This window comes from Rufibacter tibetensis, assembly GCF_001310085.1.
In the GTDB taxonomy this organism is placed as follows: Bacteria; Bacteroidota; Bacteroidia; order Cytophagales; family Hymenobacteraceae; genus Nibribacter; species Nibribacter tibetensis.
Genome location: NZ_CP012643.1, coordinates 3,945,207 through 3,965,246, shown reverse-complemented (window position 1 = coordinate 3,965,246; position 20,040 = coordinate 3,945,207). Strand labels below are relative to the sequence as shown.

General features: G+C 46.4%; 10 protein-coding genes. 6 read left to right on the top strand and 4 right to left on the bottom strand.

The features are described from left to right. Positions 1-162 precede the first annotated feature (162 nt). Complete coding sequence (locus DC20_RS23100; RefSeq protein ID WP_071885486.1) at positions 163-4,746, bottom strand: rhamnogalacturonan lyase family protein; 4,584 nt, start codon at positions 4,744-4,746, stop codon at positions 163-165. 330 nt (positions 4,747-5,076) lie between these two features. Here DC20_RS23100 and DC20_RS16165 point away from each other — a divergent pair, with 330 nt between their 5' ends. Further along, positions 5,077-5,478 (top strand): GlcG/HbpS family heme-binding protein, encoded by a 402-nt coding sequence (locus DC20_RS16165; protein ID WP_062544777.1) that lies wholly within the window; start codon positions 5,077-5,079, stop codon positions 5,476-5,478. A gap of 407 nt (positions 5,479-5,885) precedes the next feature. On the opposite strand, the gene DC20_RS16160 is transcribed toward DC20_RS16165, so the two are convergent. Then, positions 5,886-7,619, bottom strand: coding sequence for an alkaline phosphatase D family protein (locus DC20_RS16160; protein WP_062544776.1), 1,734 nt, complete (start codon positions 7,617-7,619; stop codon positions 5,886-5,888). A gap of 1,030 nt (positions 7,620-8,649) precedes the next feature. Between DC20_RS16160 and DC20_RS16150 the strand changes: the two genes are divergently transcribed. Next, entirely contained in the window at positions 8,650-11,070 is a 2,421-nt protein-coding gene (locus DC20_RS16150; protein ID WP_062544774.1) for a lectin-like domain-containing protein, read from the top strand. Positions 11,071-12,003: 933 nt separating this feature from the next. Here DC20_RS16150 and DC20_RS16145 read toward each other — a convergent pair. Then, entirely contained in the window at positions 12,004-12,489 is a 486-nt protein-coding gene (locus DC20_RS16145) for a hypothetical protein (protein WP_062544773.1), read from the bottom strand. Between the two features lie 427 nt (positions 12,490-12,916). Here DC20_RS16145 and DC20_RS16140 point away from each other — a divergent pair, with 427 nt between their 5' ends. After that, the gene (locus tag DC20_RS16140) at positions 12,917-14,794 is read left to right on the top strand and encodes a rhamnogalacturonan lyase (protein ID WP_062544772.1); all 1,878 of its coding nucleotides are present in this window, start codon (positions 12,917-12,919) and stop codon (positions 14,792-14,794) included. Between the two features lie 46 nt (positions 14,795-14,840). Here DC20_RS16140 and DC20_RS16135 read toward each other — a convergent pair whose 3' ends face one another. Beyond that, complete coding sequence (locus DC20_RS16135; protein WP_062544771.1) at positions 14,841-15,209, bottom strand: hypothetical protein; 369 nt, start codon at positions 15,207-15,209, stop codon at positions 14,841-14,843. Between the two features lie 49 nt (positions 15,210-15,258). Between DC20_RS16135 and DC20_RS23600 the strand changes: the two genes are divergently transcribed. The 3 genes from DC20_RS23600 to DC20_RS16120 all read left to right on the top strand — a co-directional run bounded on the left by DC20_RS23600 (position 15,259) and on the right by DC20_RS16120 (position 20,011). Further along, positions 15,259-15,381, top strand: coding sequence for a hypothetical protein (locus DC20_RS23600; RefSeq protein ID WP_262506320.1), 123 nt, complete (start codon positions 15,259-15,261; stop codon positions 15,379-15,381). An 806-nt stretch (positions 15,382-16,187) separates the two neighbouring features. Beyond that, complete coding sequence (locus DC20_RS16125) at positions 16,188-16,424, top strand: hypothetical protein (protein WP_062544769.1); 237 nt, start codon at positions 16,188-16,190, stop codon at positions 16,422-16,424. 869 nt (positions 16,425-17,293) lie between these two features. Then, positions 17,294-20,011 carry a PAS domain S-box protein gene (locus tag DC20_RS16120; RefSeq protein WP_062544768.1) on the top strand — a complete coding sequence of 906 codons (2,718 nt, stop codon included), beginning with the start codon at positions 17,294-17,296 and terminating at the stop codon, positions 20,009-20,011. Positions 20,012-20,040: the final 29 nt, after the last annotated feature.

Here is a 20,040-nt window from a genome sequence, read left to right as displayed (position 1 = left end):
AAAGGAAGTGTGGTTCACAAATTTAATGTAGAAGCCGTGTTCGGTTTACACCTGTTTTCTAGCTATGGACCATTAAACAGCGAGAACCTTTACATAAAAAAAGCTGCCCCAGAACATTGGGGCAGCTTTTTTTTATGGATTGAAATTAGGATTCTACTCTCCTTATTTCACCAGTCTCAGTACAGATCTTTCGTCTCCCTGAATCGCATGCACAAAGTAGATACCAGGTAGGTAAGAGTGCCCGATCGTCAGGTTGCTGTTAGCGGTCACCCCTGTTCTCTCTTCAATACGGCGACCGGTTGCATCAGTAATAATGAGTGTTATTGGCGTTGTGCTGTTACTCTGAACATTGAGGTTGAAGAAGTCTGTGGACGGGTTAGGATGCGCCTTTATTAGGAATCCTTTCTGTCCCACTACCTCATTAGAGTTGATAGCAGTTGGTATGTGCTGAAAGCCTTGGTTGTGTGGTACCGTTACGGTTAGCGTTTGTGTGCTTACATTTCCGGCTACATCAGTGGCTGTAATAGTGATGGTGTAGACACGGCCCTTTCCTGTAGCTGAACGCTCTGCCCTAAGCTTTACGTTATGGGCATCCACTACTTCCCAATCTGGCCCGGTATCCCCATCACCCAACCCATTTTCGGGCTCATTGCTGGTCACTGCAACTACCACATCAACTATGTTCCGGTCGGTTATAGTATAGCTTACCTTGATGTCAACCATCTCATGGTTAGGCACCAGCAACTTAGTTTTGCTTACTGAAGCATTTGAGATCACCGGATTTGTGCGGTCATACACAATGCTGCCATTGCTTGTAGTGGTCACCTGAGCACCAGTGTTCCCGCTGAGATCAGCAAAGTCAATGGTGAAGGCAATAGGACCCTCTTTATCAGAACTGGTTAAGGTATAAGAGGCCGTATAGCCTTCAGCGGCAGTTGCTGTGGCAGCAACTGATTGTCCTGCCATAGAAACTTTAAGCTGGTCAATACTTTCAGAAACGGAGAAGTTCAAGGTAACAACGTCTCCTTCTTTTGCAAAAGCAGGATTAGCGTTGCTGGAAGTGAAAGATACAGCTGTTAAGGTTGGCGCAGTGTGGTCAAGGGTGTACATCTCACCGGTGGCGAAACCTTCCTCTAATGGGTTGTTAGCTTCGTCAGTGATTCCGGTGCTGTTCACATCTAGGCGTAAGGTTCCATCACCGGCTACCGCTACAATCACATCTATCACATCACCGGAAGCCGCACTTACCGATTCAATAGTTCCGGCAGCAGTACCAGTGGCAGTAAGGGTAAAGTCAGAAACATCTAACCCCTTTACATTCTCAGAGAAAGTAACCCGGTAGGTAACCGAAGCCGCGTTGGTGAGCTCTGCTGCAGGTTGCTGTCTGCTAGCACTGTTCACGGTAGGGGCCACAATATCAGTTACCGCTATATTAGCTTTTGGCGGGGCTTGCATGTCATTGCCCAAAAAGAAGCTTGGGTGAGGCGGCTGGTTGTAGCCTGAATTTTGCCAAGCCACGGCCGTGCGGTACTGCGGATCATGCATGAGCGTAGGAATACGGTGCTCCGTAGGGATGGTAGTGGTGAAGAGGATCAATTGGGTGTTGTCAGAAGTTCTGAAGATCATCTCTTCTCTCCAGTCACCCAGCAGGTCACCGGTAAGCCCGGGAGTGGCTTTGGTATCGTTATTAGAGACTACCGGAGCGGCCTGGTAGATGGTAAAAAGCCGGTTCATTTTGCCCATAGCAGGATTCCATTTATCCAGCACGTTCTTGTCCAGCAGCTCGCGGCTCAGGTCACCGTCCCACCAGATCCCGAAGTTCACACTAGGCTTAGTAGTGCCAATCTGCTCCCCTTTTACATTGTACAGGTTCCCCGAAGAACCCCATACCTCATAGCCTCTGTGGCCGGGGTCAATGTCAGCTGCCATAGCACGGCCAACATCTCCGGTGGTGGACACTCCAAAAATGGTCTGCCCAGATTTTGCGTCATACAGCCGCAACCCTTTACTATCATACTGGCTTGGAGATTCTAGGCTCATCCAGATCTCCAGGCCCGGTCGGTCTGGGTCCATGTCAGACATGTGCAGGGCATCGCCGTGCCCATAGCCCCAGGTCCAGAGGCGCTTGCCGTCGTCGTTGATGGCACTGGAACCGTTGATCACCTCATCTTTGCCATCACCATCCACATCACCAATTGTCATTTGGTGGTTCCCCTGGCTAGAGAAGGTGTTGTTTGCCGGGTCATTGGGGTCTTTGCTGTCAAAGATCCAACGCAGGGTAAGCTCTCCGTTACGGTAATCATAGGCTGCCCGCACCAGTTTGTCATAGTAGCCGCGGCCCACAATCAGGCTGGGGCGGGTACCGTCCAGGTAAGCCACCGCCGACACGAACCGGTCCTGGCGATTCCCGTAATTGTCCCCCCAATCCGATACCTTGCCCCGGGCGGGTTGGTAATCAGTAGTAGCCATAGCTGCCCCGGTAAGGCCATTGAACACGGTCAGGTACTCAGGTCCCTGCTGCACCCAGCCACCGGAGTTGCGGTAGTCCACATTGGCGTCACCCATCACTTTACCGGTTCCATCCACGGTGCCGTCGGCGGTCTTCAGGATTATCTCAGCTTTTCCATCTCCGTCAAAGTCATACACCATGAATTGGGTATAATGGGGACCGGCGTTGATGTTCTTGCCCAGGTTAATGCGCCACAATCGGGTGCCATTCATTTTATAGCAATCAATGATCTGGTCACCGGAGTAGCCACCGGCATTGTGGTTCAGTTTAGATGGATCCCATTTTAGGAAGATCTCGTACTCGCCATCGCCGTCCACGTCACCCACAGAGCAGTCATTGGCTGAATAGGTGTAAGAGATACCATCAATTGTAGTTCCACCGGCAGGAATCTGCAGGGGAATGGACAACTGGTTCTTAGCCCAAACGGAAACCGGAGTAGAAGGGGCGCCTTCTTTCCCATTCAGGACGGGGCGCACCGTGTACGTGCCGTCCTCGGTGGTATTGTCCTCAAAATTGGTGGAGGTGGTGATTGGGGTCAGGTTCAGCTTTACTCCATCACGGTACACGTTGAAAGCAATGGACGATGGGTCTGTGCCAAGGAGGCGCCAGCCTACATACACCTTGGTGCTGGAGGTACGCGCCGCCACAACGCCGCGGTTCAGGAACTCCATCTGCTTGGGACCGGTCACAATAGCATCGGGCTGCGCAAGGGAGTAGAGTCGCACCACATTGCCATACGTGGTGGTGGTCCCCTCCCCGTTGATAGCATAGGCTCTCGCATAATACAAGGTGGTTGGCGTAAGGCCGCTTAGGGTAACCGAAAACGAACCAATTCCCCCTGATGCATCTACCACCTTGGTATGGGCGGTAGTTGGGGTAGGATTAGTGCTGTAGACAATTCCACGCTCAATAATGGCAGAAGCACCGTCAGAGGTAATGTTGCCTCCGGCCACTGCAGATGTTGGGGTGATATCGCGCGGACCAGTGGTTGTAAGTACGGCTGGTGCTGCCGGCGGGGTAAACATCCGGACAATGGGTGTACTAACACCGCTTGCATTGTTTTTGGTGTAAACAATGAAAGGTTGTTCGCTACCAGGGGCAATGGTCAGATTACCTACTGGCTCGTCGATACCTATAGTGACAGATTGGTCTTTCATTTCTGACCACGAGGTAGTACCTGCAGCCTGCTTGAATACCCGAGCTACGAAACGAGGGGCTCTATCAACATTATCAACAAAAGAGCAGTACAAGTTTCCAGCAATATCCTTAGTTAAGCTTAAGCTAGGCGCATCACGGGAAGAGAGCGCACCGGAGTAACTCCAGGTGCCAGCAGTTTTATTATAAACCGATACAGAGGCCCGATTAGAGTTGCCCGTATTAAAATAAGCAATGGTAAGGTTGCCAGCCGTATTCAGAGCCATGTTAGTATGGCGAATGCCACCAGTAGCCCCTGTAGTGGAAGACCCTCCGGGTATGGGATTAGGAACTGCTATAGAGGTCCAGAACCCATTATTCAAGGTGTACAGCGCCATACTACCAGTGCTGGAGGTTGGGGTTCCCAAACTTACAAAGGCTAACCAAGGCACATCCGTTTCGTCGATGACTAAGCTTACACCAACGGCTTTTGCAGTTGCATTCACCGGGCCTATACCTACTGTCACCCATGAAGTACCGTCAAACTTCTTTACAAAAGGGGTTAAGTTCGCACCATCGCCAAAGGCAATGTAGGGTGTGTTGTCTGAGTCAAAGGCAAGCGAACTCCGAGGTGTTGAACTGTATTGGGAAACATTGTTAGTCACAGACCCTACAGAAACATACAGGTTGCTGCTGTTGCCGTTCAAAGGCTCCCACACCTGGGTTTCAGTGTTATAAACTTTTACCGCTAACCTGTTTCCATTTGATGCATCCACATAAGTAACAAACAGGTTGCTTGTCTTGTCTAGGTGAATCCTGGTATAGGTTACATTTGTTCCAATGTCATTCCCTACCTGTTCCCAAATACCAGTAGCAGGATTCCTTCTTTTAACTTTGGCTATAGTACCCTCTCTTAAAACAACATAGGGAACATCATCCAATGCTGCGATGGAGGTGAACGAAGAGGCAGCAGAACCTACCTGGCTTTCATTGCCTAAGATGGTCCACTGCTGGGCTACAGAAGCAGGTGCATTTACGAGCCAGAACGCAAGAACCCAGAACAGGTATCGTAGATGAATGCAGGAAACCTTGAGATGTTGCAAATTGCACTTTCCTTGATGTAATCGTAGAATTTTGTCCATAGATTGTGGTTTAAGGTAAGTTGTTAGTTTAAAGACGTAGAATAGGTTAGGCTTCAAAAAAGGTATTTAACGAGACATCTAACTTATTGAACGATTATTTCAAGCGCATCCTGTTCTGTCCTGTTTGCTCTTAATTTTATCCATGCCTTTCTACTATTTGTATTTTTTTTGCTCCTAGGAAATCCTCATGGATTCTAGTGAACCAGTTTACCAACCTTTCTTGTCGCCTACAGTATTAGTTAAGAAAACAAGCAGCAGAATCAATCCTTTCACTATATACACTCAAGACCAATGGGAATAAGCTATGAACAGGCTGACAAAGCTTTAAAAGCAGCTATTGCGAAAGCACAGGACTTAGACCTAAAGATGAATATTGCCATAGTAGATGCCGGGGCAAATTTGACGGCTTTCGCGCGGATGGATGGCGCCTGGCTTGGCTCTGTTGACATTGCTATCCGCAAAGCCAGAACTGCCCGGTTCTTTGACATGCCTACGGGAGACCTAGGGCAGGCATCACAACCCGGTGGCCCCCTCTACAACATAGAGCACTCTAATGGTGGCCTGATCACCTTTCCGGGTGGTATTCCAATTAAGAATGGAGCAGGTGAAATTATTGGTGCTATTGGTGTATCTGGTAGCACCGTGGAGAATGACCATACGGTAGCAGAGGCAGGTTTAAAAGCCCTCACCTAGCATGTAGATGATAATTGTGCTTAATAGCTGATTTTATAAAGACCCTTCCAAAGAGGGTCTTTATGTTTTTACCTGGTGGAAGATTATGGAATAAATTTCAATGATGTAAGCTAACCTATTGATCAAAATCTAAATTTTGGTTTAACATACTAATCAGGCTCTAAGTCTAACTTCTATTGTAGGCTCCTATCATAAATAGAAGATGCAGAATACTGCCCCTAAAGTAAACGAGACTCCTGCTGAAACCTTCTTTATCACTACCGATAGTCTGTAAGCAACAAGCATTCTTTTCAATGTTTGCTTAACTGAGACAATATAAAGGCGGCCATAAGCTACCGCCTTCATTTACCCAGTTTTGCGGCCGATTTTAAGGCTATCAGTTTCGTACTAACTGCTCCTAAATAGACTCAGACCTCAGTGGCAGTCCGACCTGAGGTCGTGGCTGTGGTTTTGGACGAGACGGTGCCCACGTACCTCCAATCAGCCTGGGCATTATTGTTTGAGAAAGTAACCAGCATAAACCCTCTTTGAGATGCATTCAGATACTCCAGGTCATCAATGAGCAAAGCAAAGGACTGCTCTACTCCCGCTATCACTTGGGGTGAATTCCCGAAAATGGCCTCAAAACCGGGGGAAGTAACCGAAGGAGTGGCAAACTCAACCCCTATTTTTCTTCGGGAAGCATCTGTTAGTTGTGAGTGCCAGGCGTTGTGGGTATCGCCGGCCAGGGAGATGAGGTCTTTTCCTGCCGCAGCCGCAAAGACCATTTCTCTTTCTACCGGGTAGCCGTCCCACGCATCTAAGTTATAAGGAAGCACCGTTTCCACCCTTGCTCTTTCCGCGGAGGTTACAGTTGGGTCTCCTTGTAAAATCCTGGTCTTGATGGCCACTAATTGGGCCACTAAAGTATTGAACCGCAGGAACAGCTCTGGAGTGGGATTGCTTGCGGCAATCTGGGCAGTCATCAAAAGCAACTCAGTAGGAATAAACATCTTTCCCATTAACACCTGGCTTCCCAGCACCTGCCACCTGGCTTGGCTTGCAGCCAGCCGTGACATCAGCCAGGAGCGCTGCTCGGTGCCCAGGATAGTTCTGGAGGGGTTTTGCCAGGCAGCAAGGAAAGCGGCCTCGTTAATTCCGGTTTGGGTAAGGAAATTACCATACTCCAATTGCTTGTCTCTGCCCACTATCCTGGTGTCTAGCATCATCAGGTTCACGATGCCTGCCACCTCAAAGCTCCGGTAAATTTTGGCATTGTCGTTCACCCGCGCAGGCAGGTACTCGTGCCACACCTGCAAGGCAGTCAGTTTACGGGTGGAATAATCTCCCTCGTTAGGCTGGTGGTTCTGCGCTCCGTCTTTGTAAGCGTTATTGGTGATCTCATGGTCATCCCACACACAGATGAAGGGCTTCAACTGGTGGGCTTTCTGCAATTGCTCATCTCCTCTGTATTGGCGGTACCTAGCCCGGTAGTCTTCCAGCCTCAGGATCTCGCCTTCTGGTTGGTGCTCCCTTCCTAAAGAGGCAGTAAGCGCATTGGAGCCATAGCCTCCAATTGCATATTCATAGATATAGTCTCCCAAGTGCACCACGAAGTCAGCATTTGACTCTGCTACTGCACCATAAACGTTGAAAAGACCAGATTGAAAGTTTGCGCAGGACACCACCGCCATTCTCACTTCGGTGGCCTCTCCCACTTTAGGCAGGGTCTTGGTCTCTCCCACTACCGAGGTAGCACCGGTTCTTTCATTTCTGAAACGGTAGTAGTACCTGGTGTTGGAAGACAGATTACTCACATCAACATTGACCGTGTTATCACTGGCAGTATCAATCTCAACAGACTCACTTACCACTACCTTGCTGAAAGTTCTGTCGGTTGCCACATCTAAAAGGATGACTGGTTTACCAGTTTCATTAGTAGCCGCGGTGTAGCGGGTCCAGAGGATTACCTTGTCCTGAGTAGGGTCAAAACTAGCTACCCCCTCAAAGAAGCCGAAATCGCCCTGCGGATCTAATCCAGTTTCATCATCAGAGCAACTAATGAGGGCAGATGGCAAAAGCACTACCCCAGTGGCAGCGATGACGGAATTACGCAGAAAACTTCTACGGCTTAGATAACTCAGACTTTTATGCTTCTCCATGTTGGGCTAGGTAATATCCAAAGGTAAGCCAGGCAAGCGTCAAACGAGCAAATGCTTACATAATGGTTTTGTTATGTTTTTAGGAAAGATAGTAATAAAAGGAAAATATAGAAGCATGTGTAATCAACCCTCCTGTCTCCACTTGTAAAAGAATTTGCAGACAAAAGATGGCAGATTCCCAGGCAAGGTATTACCTCGAGTATAACCCAAGTGTTTGGTAAAATTCAAGACACAGACATATAGTCCGTATAGGTTTATGATACGAAGATTTAAGAGGTGATTGTGATTGCTGATTGTAATTGCTGATACAGGAGCTAGCAGTCATTTACCATTACAGAAGCGGACGCTTTTAAAAATTGGGAAGCTAAAGACTATTGACTTTAGGAAGTTTATAAGGGCAGAACCGTGCAAACACATTCAACTGACAAGGAAGAAGGTTCACACGGTTCAAAAGTCGTTGAAACGACAGACTATGGCAGACGACAGACATTAAGTCTACCATGACACAAAAGTAATTTGGATAATTTAAACTAAAGACCCCCATCATAACACTTAACCAACAAGTACATACAATTATATATAGATTTTTAAAAATCTTAACTTTTGCTTATCCTGTACCTTTGATAGTTATGTTCATGCAGGGAAATTGATTATCAAACGTTGTGATATAAATTATCAATAGGTATAATTAAAATATAACTAGTTAGATAAGCTATATAAATTATATGTGAATTTATCATTTACCACACTCAAATATTTCCATCTAAATTTTCATCCTTAAGTTTTCATATTATAAATATAGCCATATATACAACCTTTCTTAACCATCCTAGATCAATTTACCTATTATAAAACTAATACTTCTAATTACTTTAAGTAAGTGAGGGCTTTTTCATAAACGAATTATCGCTTTGTTAATATAACTTTATAAACATATTCCAAATTAATAATTAAAGCGCTTAATTAGTACCATATAAACAAATATTATTTCTATATATTATAATATATATAATTTTAAATTTAATATTCAGTGGAAAAACTTTACTCCCCCGAAAAGCTCGTCTCGTTTGACTCATATTTATTTGATAAAGACTCAGTTTTTTATTTAGATTTAGTTTTAGCGCACTTAACCAAACGCAAGAAATCAAATGAGCAAACTTCTCGCTTCCACAAAGCCTGGGTTATCGCTACTTCTATTTTATTAGTTTTCTTAGCCAAAACAGGTTACACCCAAGACCACCAAAATAACAACAGCGCCATTCAACTGAACTCAAATTCTTTTAGGCTTACCCCGGATTTGGCGAACACGCGGGGGGAGATCTGGAGGAAAACCCCTGTGTCCTTGCACAATTCCTTTGAAATAAGTTTTAAGATTTTCCTCGGCAGCAAGGATGCTAATGGCGCAGATGGAATCGCCTTTGCTTTCCAGAGGCAGGCAGGCGACCCGCTTACAGCCGCAGGTAGGACGGGAGAAGGATTGGGAATTGGGCATGGACAAACAGCAGCGGATGGTACGCGCACTGGTGGGGTAACCCCCTCGGTGGCAATAGAGTTTGACACCCACCGTAATCTTGAGGCGGGGGGCACGGCAGTAGAACCTGCCTCTGACCATATTGCTATCTTCAAGAACGGGGAAGAACGAGAGCCAGTGGCAGAACCCGTCCAGATGAGCCACACCAGTGCAAATACCGAGGACAATGCCTTACATTCAGTGACCATCAAATGGCTTCGGGTTACCAAGACCTTTTACGTGTACTTCGACGGCAACTTCCGCACGAGCTACTCGGAGGACTACATCAACACCGTTTTCGGGGGAGACCCAATAGTTTACTTCGGGTTTACGGCCAGCACTGGAGACTACTCAAACATCCATGAGGTGCATGGCATTTCCTATACTGAAACGAGCAACGTGCCGCCGGTGGCTAGCAACATCACGAACGCGCCAGTGGGATCGATTGCTACCAATGTCAATCTGACTGACCTTTCAGCATCTGACGCGGACGGCACAATCGCCAAGTACACCATCTTGTCTTTGCCTACCGCTGGCACCCTGCACCTCAATAGGGCTAACATCACAGTGGGGCAGGTACTAACGCCGGCTGAGGCCACAATGCTAGCATATGACGCTCCGTTAAGCGTATCCTCAACCCCCACTTTCACCTACAGCGCAACCGACAATGAGGGACTCCCCTCAGCACCTGCTACTTTCAACATACCTGTGGGGATGGCTGCAGTCACTCCCAGCTCCACGGCAATATTTGCACCCCCTATCTCTAACCAGGCAACTCAGACGAGCATCCCTCCCCTGAGCGCCACTGGCGGTACAATTACCGGATACACTGTCACTCCCGCCAACTTCAATGAAGGCGAGCTCTATTATGCAACATCTTCCACAGGGACTAAAACACTGATTTCTACCGCGGGTACTAACATCAACGTGTCTGGCGGGGGCACCGCATATCTGTGGTTTGATCCGAAACCTAGCTATACTGGCACCAGTTCCTTCACCTACACTGCCACTAATTCTCAAGGAAATACATCTTCACCCGCAACATATTCCATCCCGGTCTATAGCCCCCCACTGGCCAGCAATGTCACATCCTTTATCATGAATACCGGCAAGGCAGCCCCTACCAACCCATTCACAGGCACTGACGCTGACGGCAGAATCGCTAGCTTCAAGGTGACGGAATTGCCCAGCTCTGGGACCCTTTACCTGAACGGGACCTCTGTTGCAGCCGGGACGGAATACCAGGCAACTGATAATAGTCTTGCTGGGTTGACTTACCTCCCTAACACCCAATCCCCCGCCTCGGTAAGCTTCCCCTACTCTGCCATAGACAATGAGGGACACCAAAGCAACGCCGCCACCTATACCATCCAGGTCGACAACACTCCGCTTCCCGTTGAGCTCACCCGTTTTTCGGGATCCATCGAGTTGGGAGTAGTAAGGCTTGCCTGGTCCACGACTTCAGAAAAAGACAACGACTACTTCCAGGTGGAGCGGAGCCTAAATGGAAAGACCTTCACTGCGGTTGGGCAGGTGAAAGGGGCCGGCTACTCCAGCATAGAGCTAGCCTACACCTTTCAGGATGCCTCCGCTCCAAAAGGAACCGTGTATTACCTCCTAAAGCAGGTGGACTTTGAAGGTGAGATGGAGTACTCAAAGGTGATTGCCTTGAAAGCCGGTGGCAAGGTTATAGCAGAACCTTCCCTTGGAGTATACCCGAACCCTACAAACGGCATGATCACCCTCTCCCCTGCCGCACTGCAGGGCGCTGCCACCATCACACTGTTCCAAAGCAATGGTCGCAAAATGAACCAGTGGCAAACCCAGTTCGAAGCTGGCCGCCCTTTCATGTTAGACTTTTCAAGCCAAACTTCGGGAATGTACTTCCTAGAGGTGCAGACTGCCTCGAGCAAAACGACTATACGTGTGGTGAAGATGTAAAACTTATGCCCTCCGTAAAAATGAAAAAGTCGCTTCTTAAGGAGCGGCTCTTTCATTTTTAGATTTGCGGGTACTATGCTTTATGCCATGATTTTTGGAATATCCATGTCCAACCTCTAACGAAGTTTCAAATCCTTTGACTGTCTGCATTTTTGAAAAAATGCCTGAATAATGTTCTTTAGGATTTACTTACCAAAGCTACTTGGGTATTGGCCGGAAGCTTTTAGGTGTGATTTAGCTTAAATTTAAAGTTCTTTAGCCATTCAGGTTCAAAACATCTACTATTCAACTTTATAGTAAACATGGCTAATCACTAACTCTTTTGATAGAAGCTAGAAAAACACCACTTCCTAAAGAGCTAAAACAAGGAGCAGGAAATCTTCCCCGCTCCTTTCTTCCTAAACTTTCATTCAATTAATAACCCGGATTCTGTTACGCCTGTTTTTCAGCAAGGGACTATACACTTACATTTCTCTGGATGGCATCAAAATGAGTCTGAGGTATTTGTCTGAAGACGGGCTTATAGATATTAATGATTTGAAATGAATCTAGTCGATAAAGGATGGTATATTTGAACGAATGCCGGAGGGATTTCAGAAATAAAAGAGGGATTAAATAAGCACCAGAATGGAATCCACCAGTAGCCTCTAGCTATGGCTTGGTTTACTAAAGGGAGATATATTGTGTGAAACCTAGCGGAACCTCAACTAAAACAACTTGGCTTTTCCTCATTGGTAGCTACTTCAATAGCACAAGTGCAAGCAAATACGCTTCTGCTCCGCTTTATAAGTACCTGAGTGCAATATGATTTCCAGTTACCGCACTAACTTCACAAATCTAGAATTTTAATTTCAATGGCATCTAAAGCTAAGTCATATAAGCCCGTCAGCAACTGTTACACCTCTAATACGGTAATCATTCATCAATTCTCTGCTACCGAATCTCTGCATAATCTTTATAGGATTCCAGTTTCATCCACCATTGATAGCCTCCTTCAATATACTTATTTGCGGTTGCTTCAATACCCTTATGAGCTTTCTGAACAATAGCCAAAATATCAGGAGCAAGGCCTGTATGAGGGAATAATTTATCTCTGGAATTGTATGAATCATAAATAATAATGTAGGCATAATTCCCAATTGGCCTTTTCCCTCTGTTTCCCTTAGCAATAAAAATCTCTAGTCCAGGAAGGATAGCTTCAAGGGAAGGATTTAATTCTCTTTTAATGTGCTGTTCAAATTCCAACGTATCTACCCCTGGTTTTAAATCAAAACTACGCACGTGTACAACCCTACCCTTGCCTGAAATAACTGACTGTCCGCAAACGGGGTTAAAAAAGGCCACTGTAAATACAAGTAGCACAATAATAGAAATCCTCTTTTGCAAGGTGATTGTTGCGGGTGATACTTGTAAGGCCATGGTATTAAGTTTAATGAACCTGATATTAGCTTGTAAGAAAGACTCGAATTAAAGAATCAGTTACATCACATTTACAGATTATTGCGCAAAGTAGGAAGATTGGCAGCATGACTCTTTTGGGAAAGCTGAGTGATTGCGTCTCTGTTAAATTATGCTTTATCTAATCTAACAAATACAAACCTATATAGCAAATTGTCAGCAACATACAGGAGATACTAAGACGTATTCCAAACAAGGATATGTGACTACTTTGCAATGAGCAAAAGCAAGAACATCATTGAAGAGCAGCCTGCTGGCAAATAGTTCGTGCACCTTGGAAACCAATGAAATAGAATCGCTTTAAATGCCTATCTTCAAACTTTTCCTTTTCAATTAGCCTGCAAAGTGCTGAACCCCAGGTTAACACCTGAACATCTTTATATAGAATATGAAAAGACTACTCTTATACCTATTCTTTTTCTGCGTAACTGCTTCAAGCTACGGTCAGCGTATCATGGAAAACCTGGACCGTGGGGTTGTCGCCGTTCGGCATGCCCCTGATTCTGTATTTATTAGCTGGCGTCTGCTAGGGACCGAATCTGAGAACCCACCTTTTAACCTCTACCGCACTACCGGCTCGGGAAAGCCTGTAAAGCTGAATGCGCAGCCCCTTACTGGAGGCACTAACTTTACTGACACCAAGGCTGATTTGATGCAAAACACCGCTTACACTGTTAAAGCCATTGTAAAAGGCAAAGAAACTGCCGGAAGCAAACCTTTTGTAATCCCCGCAAAGGCTCCTGTAGGCCAGTACCTGTCCATTCCGTTAAAGACACCTGTAGGTTACAGGCCACACGACGCTTCGGCCGGCGACCTGGATGGTGATGGCGAATACGAGATTATCCTCCACCAGGTAGGAAAAGGATTGGATAACTCCTTCAATGGGTACACCGACAAACCTGTTCTGCAAGCCTACAAACTCAACGGAACCTTGCTATGGACCATTGATCTGGGGCGCAACATCCGCGAGGGTGAACACTATACCCAGTTTATAGTCATTGACATGGATGGTGACGGGAAGGCTGAAGTAGCCATGAAAACCGCTGATGGCACTATTGATGGCCAGGGAAAAGTGATTGGCGACTCCACAAAAGATTACCGCAGTAAAAAGCCTGCTACCTTAGGCAAAGTTCTGGATGGGCCTGAGTTCTTTACGGTATTTAACGGACAAACCGGAGCAGCACTTGCCACGACAGACTACATCCCCTCCCGCTACCCTACCGATGGCTGGGGCGGACCCGGCGGAAACGGGGGAAACGACAACAGCGGAAACCGGGTAGACCGGTTCCTGGCTTGTGCGGCTTACCTGGATGGCAAGTTGCCCAGCGTGGTGATGTCTCGCGGATATTATGGAAGGACAGTACTTGCCGCCTGGGATTACAGAAATGGAAAACTCACCTCCAGTTGGGTGTTTGACACCAAAGATGGCAAGAACCCTTTCTCCGGGCAGGGGAATCATAACCTTACAGTTGCCGACGTGGATGAGGATGGGAAGGACGAGATTGTATATGGCGCCATGGTGGTAGACGACAATGGAAAAGGTTTGTTTTCAACCGGTTTCCGCCATGGCGATGCCCTCCACGTGAGTGACCTTGATCTGGATCGCCCCGGACTGGAAGTGTTTGGCCCCCATGAAATAGAAGATCATTCTAAAGGCGATTCCGGATACGTGAAAGATGCAGGTCCCGGAGTGGCTGTGTATAGTGCCCGTACCGGGGAAGTGTACTTTAAAGGCTCTATGGATACTGATGTTGCAGCAGGAGTGGCAGAAAACATTGATCCGGACAATGCCGGTGCTGAAATGTGGTGGTCAGGGTCTGACGGATTACATTCCATGAAAGGCACCAAAATAGGCCCTACTCCTTCCGCGTCCTGGTTAATCTGGTGGGATGGCGATTTTACCCGTGAACTGATGGGCGGCGGCAAAATCAGTAAATACAAAGGCAGCACTATCTTCAATGGTAACGGGGAAAGAGGCAACGGAAGAGGAAACCCTAATTTGACCGCCGACCTGTTTGGTGATTGGCGGGAAGAGTTCATTATGAGTGCAGGGCCCAACGAACTCCGCGTCTACACCACGGTCATTCCCACAAACCATCGGCTTTATACCCTCATGCACGACCCTCAGTACAGGCTCAGTGTAGCCTGGCAAAATGTTGCCTATAATCAGCCACCACATTTAAGTTTTTACCTTGGCGAGGATATGAAGAAAGCTCCCAAGCCTAACGTGTTAATGCCTAAAAAAGCAAAATCATCAAAGAAGTAAATAAAGAAGGCGCAACCTTAGGTTTCGCCTTCTTTATTTATACGTTTTAGAACTTATCAGAGGTATTGGCTTTACCTACTTGTTCAAAGTGCGTAGCTTGTTTGATGGTTTTCCCTTTCCCCTCCGCATCTTCATAAGAGCGTTCCTCAACTTCTACGGAAAGGGTTTTGCCTTTCAATTCTTTGGTATCTACTTCTTGTTTGTCTACTCCCAAAGCTTTCAGGAAAGAAGCAAGAATTGGTTGACCGGGCTCGCTCAGGTAAAAACGCTGGTTTACAAAACCATCTTCGTTCTCCAATCGAAAGTTGATGAAGGGGATATCCTTGTTCTCGCTTTTTCCTTCCTCTATTTCAGTTATGGTTACTACATGGCGACCGTTTGGCAAAAAGGGCTTTTCTTCTATCTTCAGTTTCATAGAATTTCGTTTTTGCTAATTTTATACGCAAATATTACCCCTTAGTTCTATGCAAGAACAAGTTTTGCAGACAAATACTAAAGAAATTATCATTTCTTTCTTAATACTTTCCCATCAAAGGATGAAAACATTTATGGGATGGGAGGCTGAGCCATGGAAAGGAGAAATGTAAATACAGGAAAAAGCACCCTGAGCCAATTACTTGAACCTGGCTCTAAGTTGGAAATCCATAACAATGCCGTTGTAAAAGATAACAGGTTGCTTTTCTTCAGAAATGAAGGGAAGTACTCCAATATGTTTGACATCTATGATCTTATTAACCAAAGCTGTCAATTGGAGTTCTGCCTCAGGTTGGGATTATTTCTAAATCTATTGTCGCCGTAAGCAATACTGTTTAGATGGCCGGATGAGTTAGAGAAGGAGGAGATCCTCCTGTCCTGTCAAATCAAGCATGGAGATTAGAGTTTTAAGACAAGCGTAGTTCATCCAATACTTAAGATTCAATAATATACATAAGCAGGCGAAATGCTCATGGGATCTAACTTTTTACCCATGTTAACAGGAAGCTTAGTTGCAGGTGGCATTAACTGGGGATTACCTGAAAGCATGTCCAATGAGAAAGCTTTGGATTTCATCGAGGGAATTGTATTAGCCATACAATATTTGAATCTTATGCAATGTCTTTTCTAAAGCAGTCAAAAAAAATTGTGAGCGGCTTACAATTGACAGCACCTTTAAGGTGAATGTTAGGTATGCCTTGATTGTGGTTCCTAGCTTCTACTTATGTGCGAAATACATCATTCATTGAAAATCCAGCATTGCGGGTTAGGCAGTGTTCTCTGCAAAATGTTATAAATTATTAGCATCTTTTCCGGACCATTAAAAACGCTTTTAAGGTTGTTTCTCAAAAACTTACTTAAAGTGCAACCTAACTTAACAAGTGCTGTATAGGGACAGAGACAGCATGACAACTTCAAAATGGCAAAGGAATTTAGGGTGGGTGATCGGGTAGTTTATCTACCCATGCCAGAGTATTGGTTTGAGATAATCGCCACAAGGGCGGCAAATGGTCAATCGGGTGAAGGATCCCTACCTCTCCCGCCGGGCCGCGACTTCTTACTTAAAAGGCTTTACTTCCCCAGCGAGCCTCTTGAGAAAGAGATGGAACCTTATAAGGCGGCCTTCCGCTATGACCTGGTGCGCATTCCTCAGTAATGGCGTTCAGGGTTCCCCTGGAATTCATCTTCTATAAAAGTTCACTAGAGTTAACCCATAATAGCCCTTGATAACAGAGGGCTACCTTCCCCAACATTGTTGTGGCAAGGGTAGCCTTGGCGTTGTTGGTCAGCTAGAGGACTTCAACAGTCAATTGCACCTTTTGCATTAGAGACACCTATGAGCCTAACTATGGTGTTAGGTACACTATTGCCTTTACTCTTCTGAAAACCCACCTTATAACTGGAGAATGTGTAAGGTACAGCTTCAGTTAGCTTGGTTACTTATTGTAAAACTTGGCAAGGTTATTAGTGTTCAATTATCTTCCTCATAGATTTCCCCTTTATAAAAACTTAAAGAGCATCATACCATCAGATGCATAAAGCTCACCGCCCATTCAGGCACCTGCCAAGCGCGGTATGAGCCCAAATAGTCTCGATTTTCAGGGCAACAAAGCAGAAAAGCCTGAGTCCTAAACTAGACTGACCTCAATCTCGCATCAGCACATTCAAAGCAACATCAACAGACTTTACGCACTAAGAATAACCCTATATCTTACACAGAGAACATGGTTGCTTCTATGCAAATAAAAACCTTGTCTAAACTGCTTAAAACCAGAAAATACTCCTGCCAGATATGGACAGGGCACAAGCCTTCCATCAAAAAACTTAAATTTATTACGTTTAAAAAGCGTACCTTTAAAGTAATCAGCAAGATTTGTTGATTACACACACCTGCCCTTGCTACAGAATCAAGTCTATCTTCTCTCCAGAAGTTAAAAGTATTATTTCTTTTTACTTGAAATTCTTGGTTTACCAGCCTTAGTGCCTATTATCACCTTATAAAAGCTGGCTCATACCCATACCGTTATGAATGAAAGTGAGAAAAGATACCGCCGATTGATTGAAGCCAGCCGGGATTTATTGGTAACGGTGAATCTTCAGGGAAAAATCCTTGACGCGAATGAGGCTGCAGTGACCATGACAGGTGTGGGACGCACCAATCTTATGGGTGCGGATATATTCAACCATTTCACCAAACCGGAACAGGTACGCAACATGTTTGCCGAAGTGCTGGCAAAAGGAGATCTGACCAATGTACCTTTCACGCTCTGCCATGTCAGTGGCACGCTCACAGAGGTGCTCATCTCCGGCTCCGTCTACAAAGACGAGCAAGGTAGCTTACAGGGTGCCGTGATCGTGGCCCGCGAAACCGCTGAAAAGAAATGGGCCACAGAATTGCTTCTTGCCAACAAAGAGCTGGCCTTTCAGCATAATGAGAAGGTAAAGCGTGCCGATGAGCTGAGTATTGCCAACGCAGAGCTTGCCTTCCAGAATGATGAGAAAGAGAAACGGGCCCAGGAACTAAGCATCGCAAATGCTGAGCTTGCTTTTCAGAATAACGAGAAGGAAAAACGTGCCCAGGAGCTCGGCATCGCGAACAAAGAGCTAGCCTTTCAGAATGACGAGAAAGAAAAACGTGCGGCAGAACTGGTCCTTGCCAACAAAGAGCTGGCTTTCCAGAACGATGAAAAAATAAAGCGCGCCGCTGAGCTGCGCATCGCAAATTATGCCCGCGGGCTTATAGAAGCCAGCCGTGACCCTCTGGTGACCATCAGCCCGGAAGGAAAGATCACGGACATGAACCAGGCCATGGTGAAAATTACGGGCATGAGCCGGGAGCATTTAATAGGTTCTGATTTCTTCGCCTATTTCACTGACCCACAGATGGCCCGCGAAGTGTACCAGGAAGTGTTTGCCAAAGGTGCCGTGGCAGACTCTCCACTCACGTTGCGGCACAAGGCCGGCAAACTCACCGATGTTCTCTTCAATGGCTCTGTCTACAAAAACGATGAGGGTACTGTGTTGGGTGTGGTGATTGTGGCTCGTGACGTTACTGACCAGAAAAAGGTAGCCACAGAACTAAACGAAGCCAAAATAGCGGCGGAACTAGCCATGGTGCATGCTGAGGAAGCCCAGTTAAAGGCGGAGCTCGCCACGGGCATTGCCGAGGACGCCGTAAAGGCCAAGCAGCAGTTCCTGAGCAACATGAGCCATGAGATCAGAACGCCTATGAATGCCATCATAGGGTTTACCAAGGTGGTTCTGAAAACTGAGCTCACAGACAAACAAAAAGAATACCTGACAGCCATCAAACTAAGCGGTGACGCACTTATCGTGCTTATCAATGACATCCTAGACTTAGCTAAGGTGGACGCCGGCAAAATGACGTTTGAGCAGGTTCCCTTTAAACTGTCTGCTTCCATTTTTGCCATGGTGCACCTTTTTGAGACCAAGATTCAGGAACGCAACTTGGAGCTGGTCATGGAATATGACCCTAAAATACCCGAGGTGCTGGTAGGCGACCCCGTGCGTCTGCACCAGATCATCCTTAACCTGGTGAGTAACGCTGTTAAGTTCACTACCAAGGGCAAGATCACCGTGGGGGTACGCATGCTGGTGCAGGATACCGAGAAGGTTATTCTGGAATTCTCTGTGACAGATACCGGCATCGGGATAGAAGAAGCCAAACTGAGCACTGTGTTTGATAATTTCCAACAGGCCACCAGTGGTACCTCTCGTTTGTACGGCGGTACGGGCCTGGGGCTAGCCATCGTGAAAAACCTAGTGGAGCCGCAAGGCGGCACTATAGCCGTGAAAAGTAAATTTGGCGAAGGTTCTACTTTTAGTTTTATCCTTAGTTTTAGTAAAACAGTTGAAAAACCCGACGTTGAAACGGGTTTAGACATTGAACTGGAAGCCGGTTTCAAAGATGTAAAAGTCCTGGTGGTGGAAGACATCGCCCTGAACCAACTGTTGATGAAAACCCTGCTAGAAGATTTCGGGTTTGGGATGGAAGTGGCCGCCAACGGTAAAATTGCGGTTGAGAAATTACGCCAAAGCCATTATGACATTGTGCTCATGGACTTGCAGATGCCAGAGATGAACGGTTTTGAGGCTACAGAGTTTATACGGAATGAACTGAAACTTAAGGTGCCCATCATTGCCCTCACTGCCGATGTGACCACTGTTGACGTGAACAAGTGCCTGGCAGTGGGCATGAATGACTACATTTCAAAACCAATAGACGATAAGCTCCTCTACAGCAAAATCATCAAGTACCTTAAAAACCCAGAAGACGTCAAGAAAACGGTAAAGAAAGGGGACGAAGACCTACGCCAACAATACCTTACCTGTGTCAATTTTGACTACCTCAAGCGCATCACCAAAACCGAAGCTCGGATGGTAGAGATGATTAAACTTTACCTGATGGAGATTCCACAACTGGTAATAGAAATGAAGGCGGCCATCAATGAAAGAAACTGGTTGGCTCTTAAGAACCTCACCCACTCCATCATTCCCACCTTTTCTACCATGGGTATTAACCCAGAGGCTGAGGAAATTGCAAAGGCGCTACAAGCCCTGGTATCTAGTGTAAGGGCCAATCCAAACGATGATGGCGTAGACGGCAAAACCATGGGCGTCATCCTTTCCCTATTCTCCAAAATAGAATCTGTGTGCGATCTGGCCGCAAGCGAATTGGAAGAGGAGTTAGTGACTCACTCCCATGGGTTAAAAAAGTTGTAGTCACTTACTTAGGAGCCGGTACCGGTTTG